The following is an 8,946-nucleotide window of genomic DNA, read 5'->3' as shown; positions in this document are numbered from 1 at the left end:
CCGCCGACCGAGAAAGACATTGGACTATGAGACACCGGGTGATCTGTTTTCAGCAGCCCTTGCCAATGGCATTTGAGCGTTGCACTTGAAATGCGAATGTAAGCCATACGCCAATCAGGCCAACCGCACGGGTGTGCCGTTTAACTGGCAGATGAGCGTGATTCGCAGCAACGAAATGAACGCATGGGCGATGCCGGGCGGAAAAATGGCAATGTATACCGGCATGGTCGAGTGCTTGAAGCTTACTGATGATGAAATTGCAGCTGTGGTCGGCCATGAAATGACCCATGCCTTATTGGAACACAGCAAAAAAGCCATCGGCGGCCAAGTGTTGACCGGCTTGGGCGGTTCGATTTTGGCAAGCGCCACTGGTGTTGATGGCAGTTTGATTGGTTTGGGTACGGATTTAGCGGCGACCAAACCGTTTTCACGCCGTCAGGAAAATGAAGCCGATGCAGGCGGTGTGCGCTTGATGGCGCAGGCCGGTTACAATCCGCAAGCGGCCATCAGCGTTTGGCAGAAAATGAATCAAGCGCAAAGCGGTACGTCGATTTCAGTATTGTCGACCCATCCGGCCAACGATGCGCGTATTAGCGCCATCCGTAAAATGTTGCCGGAAGTGATGCCGATTTACGAGCGCAGCAAACGTTGATTTGAGGATTAAATAGCAATAATGATGCCGTCTGAAACGAATAATCTGTTTCAGACGGCCTTTTATCATGAATCCGGCTGATGCCGTCTGAAGCCTTACATCTGAATCGAACCATCAACCGTAATGCTGATTTCTTCCGAACCTGGTGATGTGGTTTCTACTGTATCCGCCATCATGGCAGACGCTGGTGCGGCGGTACGGTACATTCTGCCTGCTGCCATGTTTTCTGATTGTACGCTGTTGCTGCCAATGTGGCCTAAGTTGATTTTGACGATTTTGTAATCGCGGTGGCCTAAGGTTTCAGCCAAGGTTTGGGCGCGTTGTTTGAAGCGGGTGATGGCGGACTTGCTCACTTCGTCAATCACCGATTCGCGTTTTTCTTTGGATACGCTGAAATGGGTGTATTGGACATGGGCATCGTTTTGGGTTTCGGCAATTAGGCGGTTGAGTGCGGCGAAATCTTTGCTTTCCACTTTGAAATCAGCGCGTTCTTCCCAACCGGTTTGGGTGCGTTTGCCGTTAGTGTATTGGTAACGCGGCGAAACATTGCGGCTGAGCAATTCGGTTTTGAAGGCGCTGTTTTTGGCTTGGCGGTTGAAACTGTTGAATTTTTTGATAAAAGCAGCATTCACTGCTTGTCGCTCTTTGCCTTCGGCGCGTACTTGAAAGCGGGCGGTCATGGTGTCGCGTGGTACTTCCATTACGGCGCTTTCGGAAAACTCAACGATGTTGTAGTGTAAAGGCTCGGCGGCTACAGGTAGGGCGGCGGCGAGTAATAAGGCAGTTAAGGCTGGGCGGAACATGGCTTTTCCTTTGGGTGATGTTATAAGGTAATAATATAGCATATTGTTATGCAAAATGGTGTAAGGCCGTCTGAAAGAATGTGTTTCAGACGGCCTTTATCATATTTTACGCGCTGGTTGGTTAGCCAAAGAAGCCCATTTTTACTTGAATCAGCTTTTCCAATTCGCGCAACACACGGCGGCGGGAAACGAAGAAAATCACATGGTCGCCTTCTTGCAGGATTTCATCGGTGTGGTGTCCCATAATCACTTCTTCACCGCGCACCAAGGCCGCAAAATGGCAGCCGGTCGGCCAGTCAACATCGCTGATTTTGCGGCCGACAATGGCGGAAGTATTTTCATCACCGTGCACAATCACTTCAATCGCTTCAGCCGTACCGCGGCGCAGCGGATGCACGGCCACTACGTCGCCGCGGCGGATGTGTGCCAGAATCGATCCGATGGTGGTTAAGTGTGGTGAAACCACAATATCGATTTTGTTGCCTTCCAATAAATCTACGTAGCTGGAGCGGTTGACAATGGCAATCACACGTTTGGCGCCGAGATTTTTGGCCAACAGGCTCGACATGATGTTGTTTTCATCATCATTGGTCAGCGCGCAATAAATATCGATTTCATCGATGTATTCTTCGTTAAGCAGCGATTCATCATTGGCCGAGCCGTGCAGCACCAAGGTATTGTCGAGATTTTCTGCCAACCATTCGGCACGGGTGGCGTTGTATTCGATGATTTTGATGTCGTATTTGTTTTCCAGCTTTTTGGCCAAGCGGTAACCGATGTTGCCGCCGCCGGCAATCATGATGCGGCGGCTGCGTTGCTCTTTCGGTCGCAATTCGCGGATGATGGCATCAATATTGTCGATGTTGGCGACAAAAAACACTTCATCGCCTTCGATAATCACGGTTTTTGATGACGGCACAATCAGGCGGTTGTTGCGGTAGATGGCACAGATTTGGCAGTCGATGCCTTCGGGCAGGTGGGCGTTGATGTCGGCGATTTCTTTGCCAACCAGCAAACCGCCTTGCCTCGCCTGCACAATGACCATCTGCACTTTATTGTCGGCAAAATTCAACACCTGCAACGCGCTGCTGTAGCTGAGCAGGCCGACCAATTGCTCGGTGACCAATTGCTCGGGGCTGATGGTTTCGGTGATGTCGAAGATGTTCAGGCTGTTGCTGTCCTCGCCTTCTTTATTGGGAAAACTGTATTCCAAATATTCACTCGAACGCACGCGCGCGATGCGGTTGGGCACATTGAAAATATCGGCAGCGATTTTACAGGCAACAATATTGGTTTCGTCGCTACGGGTCAGCGCGAGCAGCAAATCGGAATCGGCAGCGGCGGCGCGTTCCAATACGGAAGGCGATGCCCCGTTGCCGATGATGGTTTGCACATCAAGCTTGCTGCTGAGCAGATGCAGGGCTTTTTCATCGACATCGACAATGGTCACATCGTTGCTGGGCAGGGAAGCAAGGTTTTGGGCAACGGTCGAGCCGACTTGGCCGCTGCCGAGAATCAGGATTTTCACGGTGATTGAATTTGAGAGAAACAGAATGTGTTTATTGTATAACAAAGGCCGTCTGAAAACGAAGTTTTCAGACGGCCTGAGACCTTTACAAAACCCTAGATTTGAGTACAGTTCAAAGTTGTAGCAGCGCAGAAAGCGCAGACATATCATCAAGATAGGCAAGCTTTCGAGCAGCGCACAACGAAGAAATGTGCCAAAGATAGGGATTTTGCAAAGGTCTCGGGCCTTTGTTGATTTTAGGTCAGTTTACCGGAGTGATTACCAGGTGCCGAAAATCAGCAATTCCAACACGCTCATGATAAAGCCTGCTTTCCACCATTCTTGCATGGTAACGAAATTGGAGCCGTAAATCACCGGTGATGAGCCTGAAGCGTAGTGGGTAAGCGACATCATGATGCCGGTCGATGCGGCCATCACCAAGGCAAACAGCATAGGTGGCGCGCCCAAGGCCAAACCTGCGCCGTAGAATGCGCCGAACATGGCGGTAACGTGAGCGGTGCCGCTGGCGAACATATAATGTGAATACACATAAGCCGCCACAAATAAGGCACAACCGCCGACCCAATCCAAGCCCATGCTAGAAATACCGGCTTGCAGGTAGTCAGACAACCAGCCGATTAAGCCCAGTTTGTTTAAGAAGTTGGCCATCATCACCAAGGCGGCAAACCAAACGATGGTATCCCATGCGCCTTTTTCTTTCAGCGCGTCTTCCCAAGTCAATACGCCGGTGAGCAGACATAATGAAAAGCCTAAGAAAGTGGTGGCCGTAGCGTCGATTTTTACGCCAAACAGCATTTCCGGCACACCTGCCCACAACACCAGCAGCAACAGGAAAATACCCAGCATGATTTTTTCGTTGCGCTGCATAGGGCCCATTTTGTGTAATTCTTCTTTGGCCAATGCGGTGGCGTTCGGCGCTTGCTTGATTTCAGGCGGATACAGGAAATACAGCACAATCGGCATAATCAGCAAGGCAACCAAGCCCGGCACGACCATGGCCATAAACCAAGTGCCTCAAGTCAGGTGGATGTCGGAATTGGTGGCTTTGGCAACCAGCTCGACCACCAAAGGGTTAGGCGCGGTGGCAGTGATGAAGATACAGTAGGTGATGATGTTGGCGTGGTAGTTGACCAAGGCCAGATACTTACCGATTTTGCCTTCTGTACCGTTTTCCGGATTGGAATCAAAGCTCAAGGCAATGGATTTCATAATCGGGTGCACAATCGCGCCACCGCGGGCGGTGTTACTTGGGGTAACCGGTGCGATAAACAAATCGGCAATCGCCAAGCTGTAGCCCACGCCCAAGGTGCGTTTGCCGAATCATGAAATCAACAGATAACCGATGCGTGCGCCTAAGCCGGTTTTCAACAGGCCGCGTGAAATCATGATGGCGACACCAATCATCCAAATCAGCGAGTTGTTCAAGCTGCTCAAGGCATCTTTCATGGCTTGGCCGGCCGGATTTTTCACCGGTTCGCCGTCCACCAATTCAGGTACGGTTACGCCGGTGAGCGCCACCAAAGTAATCGCCAACATCGCCATCGCACCAATCGGCATGGCTTTGCCGATGATGCCCGCGATGATGCCGACAAACAATGCCAACAAATGCCACGCTTGCGGTGACACACCTTCCGGCACCGGAATGCCGAACCAAATCAGCAGCGTCAGCGCCAGCGCGACCGCCGCAGGGATAGGTTTAAAACCCATGTTTCATCTCCAATCAGAAGTATCGTCAAAACTGTTTTCAGACGGCCTTTTTCATCAGGCCGTCTGAAAGATTAAAAGAATGTGCAGTTTGATGTTTTTCTTATGTTTTTCAGACGGCCTTGAAAGAAACTAGGCAGCCTGTTTTGGTGTGGTTTTTATGTTTGGTAGCGATTCAGGCGGCATCATAGAGCAAAACTTTGAGGCCGTCTGAAATCTTAGTCAACACTAAAAGGATTGATGACATACATCAATTTTCAGACGGTCTTTTAAGCAATAAAGGTTTCAAGGCCGTCTGAAAGCTAGGTTTATTCGTGTTCGCTCGGCGCCAAACCGTATTCTTCCGGAAAGGTACGCAATGAGCTTTGCAACACGGTGACTGCGCCGTCAATCAAGCCGCAGCGGCCGCTTCTTGGCAGCAGTTGACACAGGCTTTGCAAAGCGCGCAAGTCGTCGGCGGTGCCGATGCCGGTGTCCACACGGTTGAGCAGGCGAGACAATTGGAAGGTGCCGCCTTTGCACGGCGGGCATTGGCCGCAAGAGTTGGCCGCGAAAAATTCCACGTATTCCGACACCTTACGCACCACGCTGGTGCCTTCCGAAATCACAATCATCGCACCGGTGCCGAGGCTGGATTTGCGTTCGCGCACGGACACGAAATCCAGCGGCACATCCAAATCTTTGGCCGTCAGCAAGGTGTTTGACGGGCCGCCGGTAAACACGGCTTTGAAAGTGCGGCCTTCGAGCATACCGCCGCCGTATTCAAAAATCAGCGTGTAAAGCGTGGTGCCCATCGGTAATTCGTATAAGCCCGGGTTCAACACGTCGCCCGATAAGGAATACAACTTGGTGCCGACAGCATCGCCCAAGCCCAAGCTGCGGTACCATTCTGCACCTTTTGCCAAAATCTGCGGGATATTGGCGAAAGTTTCGGTGTTGTTAATCAGCGTTGGTTCGCCGTTGACACCGCTTTCGGCAGGAAATGGCGGCTTGCGGCGCGGGAATGGGAAACCGCCTTCCAGCCATGAAATCACCGCGGTTTCTTCACCGCCGATGTAACGGCCGGATGTTTCCACCAGCTGCAAATCCAAAGGTTTGCCCAGATAGTTTTCAATGCGGATAAACAGATCGCTTTGTTTCCATTGCTCAATCGCCGGAATCAAGGAAGCAATCGATTCGGTTTGGTGCGGGTTCACATACAGCACCGCTTTGTTGGCGCGGCAGGCAACCGCCGCAATCAACACGCCTTCGATTACTTGGTGTGGGGTTTGCGCCAGTAAGACGCGGTCTTTAAATGTGCCCGGTTCGTCTTCATTGGCATTGCATACGATGTATTTGTCGCCGTTTTTGCTTTGTGCAGTCACCGCTGCTTCCCATTTGCGCCAAGTCGGAAAACCCGCGCCGCTCATGCCGCACAAGTTGGCTTCTTGCAGTTTGGACACAATGTTTTGCGGGTCGGCCAATGCCGCCAGCAAGCCTTCGCCACCGCCGACATTGCGCCAAGCGGCTAAATCCGCGCCCACTCGGTGGGCAGGGTGTAATAAGTTTTGGTTGGCCTGATTCATGATTGCACCTCCTGCAAGCCTGCGTGTTCGCGTAAATCGAATGTGCCGTAATCCGGATACAATACCGGCGCTTTGACATCGCTGGTCAAACCGGCGCGGGTCATTTCACGTTGCAAATCATGCACATGATCGACACCGCCGCGCACTTTTTTCAATGGTAAGCCGCAGTTGGCTGCTGCCACACCGGCACGTCGGCCGAAGCTGATGATGTCAAGCAGGGCATTGCCCATCAGGCGGTTGCGGCCGTGAATGCCGCCGGTCACTTCTCCTGCCGCGTATAAACCCGGTACGGTGGTTGAGCCGTCGCTGTTGATTTCCATGCCGCCGTTTTGGTAGTGCAGCGTCGGATGAATCATCATCGGTTCGACTTTCGGATTCACGCCGCATTTGTGGGCAACGTGGCCTAAAGTCACCAAGCGGTTCAACACTTCGGGATCGTTTTCAATCAGGCGCGGGGTATCCAAGAACACGCCGACTTGACCGTCGCGCACCACGCCGCGACCTTCGGCCACTTCGCGCAAAATCGCGGCAGCCACTACGTCACGCGGTTGCAGTTCATCCACAAAACGCTCGCCCAAACCATTCACCAATTTGGTGCCGGCCGAACGCACGGCTTCCGAAATCAACGCGCCGGCCAAATGCGGCGGATGCGCCACGCCGGTTGGGTGGTATTGGAAGGAATCGACATCGCGCAATTTCACGCCAATGCGGTAGGCCATCACCAAACCATCGGCGGTGGCGCCGTAGTGATTCGATGTGGCAAAACCCTGCAAATGCAGACGGCCTGAGCCGCCGGTTGCCAATACCACAGATTTGGCGTGTACCAACAGCAGGCTGCGTTTTTCCAAATCGTACAAAATCGCACCGACACAGCGGCCGTGTTCGTCAGACAATAATTCAATGGCCGGATGGCGGTTGAGCTGGGTGATGTTTTCGTCGAGCTCCACCGCTTCACGCAACACGCGCATCATTTCCAAGCCGGTAAAGTCGCGGTAGTGCAGAATGCGTGGCACGGTGGTGCCGCCGGCGCGTTTGCGGCTCAAATGGCCGTTGCTGTCGGCGCCTTGCGCCAAATCGAAGGTCATACCTAAGCCAATCAGCCAACGGATGGCCGATGGCGCATCGGTGACCATTTGCGCGACCAAGGCTTTTTTCGCTGCGTTGTGGCCGCCTTTGATGGTGTCGTCAAAGTGTTGCTGCAGGCTGTCTTCCGCGCCGACGGCTGCTTGGATGCCGCCTTCGGCCATTACAGTGTTGCTGTCGCCGATACGCAGTTTGTTCGCCATCATCACGCGGGCACCGGTCTCGCTGGCCGACAACGCCGCCGCCGCCCCCGCACCGCCGCCACCAATCACCAATACATCAGTGTGAACGTGTTCGGCACGCGATAAATCGTAATCGTCAATCAAGGGCTGGCTGATTAAGAGTTTGGCCAAATCAGGGTGACAATAGTCGCCGGCATTCGGGCCAATCGGCAGCTTCACGCGCGCGCTCGGTTGGTAATCGGAGTGGTAGCGGCTTAATAATTCGTCTTTCGGCGGCAAATCGGTGCGCATTTCCAATGATGATGCACGCAGATTGGCCAGTGCGGTTTCGTAATCAATACCGGTTACTTGCTTTTCCATTTCAGACGGCCTCCTCTTCAAATTCCACGCGCATTTTGCCGCTGTCGATTTCGCGCAGACGGCGCATTAAATCTACCGGACGTAATGTACGCGCGGCTTTCATACGGCGGGCAAACAAGCCCAAGTGGTTGGGGCGGATATGCTCAGGGCAGGCCAGCGTGCATAAATTACACATCACGCATTGGTCGAAGGTATCAGCTGCCGCACCAAAATCGCCCAAGACTACTTGCGCCACACCGTTTTCAACTTGCAAGCCTTTCGGGCAGGCGCGGTTGCAGCCGCCACAGTGACGGCAGTTTTGCGCTTCGGGGAAAGATTTGGCGGTGTCGTCGAGTCAGTTCCAGCCGTCGCCGATTTCTTTGATGTCGTAATATTGAATATGCTCGGGGATAAAGTAATCAATAAAGCTCACCTGCATACCGGCTTCGACTTTGGTTTCGCAGGCAAGGGCGGTGGTGATATCGCGTCCGCCTTCTTTGCGCACCATGCAGCGGCATGAGCCGCACACGCCTTGACCCATACAACCGACGTTGGCGGTAATCGCGCTGCCGGCACGGGCATAGGCCTGAATAATGGACGAGTCGGGCGAAGCGTGTACTTCGTGGCCGTCGATGGTGAGGGTAATCAAATCACTCATGGGTTGTGTCCTGTTGAAAAGAAAAAAAGTAATGGTGGTGTGTTGCTTTGTATTTTTATTACGTGGCTTTGATTTTTAAAACCTGAGTAAACTTGTCAGGCATTTTTCGTTATAAATCAAGGCTTATTTGATGGAATAAGTGTAGGAGAAATTAAGGTAAATTTGATGGTAGGGGGGGATGACGAGGCCGTCTGAAGGATTGTGAACAAAAAAAACGTGATTTTAGGCCGTCTGAATACTAAAAAACTGATTATCAAAGAAAAATAATTTCATAATAAATGGACATTGAAGTAAACTAGGATTATGTTTAAGAATAAATATCATTATTTATAAGGGGCTTAGGAAGCAAAAATATTAAATTGGGTTATTTCGAAGCATCTTCATTAATATTTTACCTAAATCTTCATGCCGGTGGTTAAACCTAAACTCCGT

5 protein-coding genes and 3 pseudogenes are annotated in these 8,946 nt (G+C 52.0%); 1 reads left to right on the top strand and 7 read right to left on the bottom strand.

Annotated features, from left to right (window positions below):
• The first annotated feature begins 79 nt into the window (after window positions 1-79).
• The gene (locus tag CRG49_RS11300) at window positions 80-652 is read left to right on the top strand and encodes a M48 family metallopeptidase (protein ID WP_255408381.1); all 573 of its coding nucleotides are present in this window, start codon (window positions 80-82) and stop codon (window positions 650-652) included.
• A gap of 95 nt (window positions 653-747) precedes the next feature.
• Here the strand turns inward: CRG49_RS11300 and CRG49_RS11295 are convergent, their stop codons facing one another.
• From CRG49_RS11295 to CRG49_RS11265, 7 genes and pseudogenes are all read right to left on the bottom strand, one after another.
• A complete protein-coding gene (locus tag CRG49_RS11295; protein WP_095502160.1) occupies window positions 748-1,455 on the bottom strand; it encodes an SIMPL domain-containing protein in 708 nt (235 codons plus the stop codon).
• A 121-nt stretch (window positions 1,456-1,576) separates the two neighbouring features.
• Complete coding sequence (gene trkA, locus CRG49_RS11290; RefSeq protein ID WP_095502163.1) at window positions 1,577-2,983, bottom strand: Trk system potassium transporter TrkA; 1,407 nt, start codon at window positions 2,981-2,983, stop codon at window positions 1,577-1,579.
• A 258-nt stretch (window positions 2,984-3,241) separates the two neighbouring features.
• Window positions 3,242-4,690, bottom strand: a pseudogene (locus CRG49_RS11285) (DASS family sodium-coupled anion symporter).
• Window positions 4,691-4,995: 305 nt separating this feature from the next.
• The gene (locus CRG49_RS11280; RefSeq protein WP_095502161.1) at window positions 4,996-6,252 is read right to left on the bottom strand and encodes an NADH-quinone oxidoreductase subunit F; all 1,257 of its coding nucleotides are present in this window, start codon (window positions 6,250-6,252) and stop codon (window positions 4,996-4,998) included.
• Window positions 6,249-7,877 (bottom strand): FAD-binding protein, encoded by a 1,629-nt coding sequence (locus CRG49_RS11275; RefSeq protein ID WP_095502162.1) that lies wholly within the window; start codon window positions 7,875-7,877, stop codon window positions 6,249-6,251. The genes CRG49_RS11280 and CRG49_RS11275 overlap by 4 nt, the downstream gene beginning before the upstream one ends.
• 1 nt (window position 7,878) lies before the next feature.
• Window positions 7,879-8,514: pseudogene (locus tag CRG49_RS11270) on the bottom strand (2Fe-2S iron-sulfur cluster-binding protein).
• A gap of 354 nt (window positions 8,515-8,868) precedes the next feature.
• A pseudogene (locus CRG49_RS11265) lies at window positions 8,869-8,946 on the bottom strand (IS1595 family transposase); the annotation flags it as partial.

The sequence above is a fragment of the Neisseria sp. N95_16 genome (genome assembly GCF_002551535.2).
Taxonomy (GTDB): Bacteria; Pseudomonadota; Gammaproteobacteria; order Burkholderiales; family Neisseriaceae; genus Neisseria; species Neisseria brasiliensis.
The sequence above is the reverse complement of the archived record's forward strand: the minus strand, read 5'-3'. Positions and strand labels throughout refer to the sequence as shown.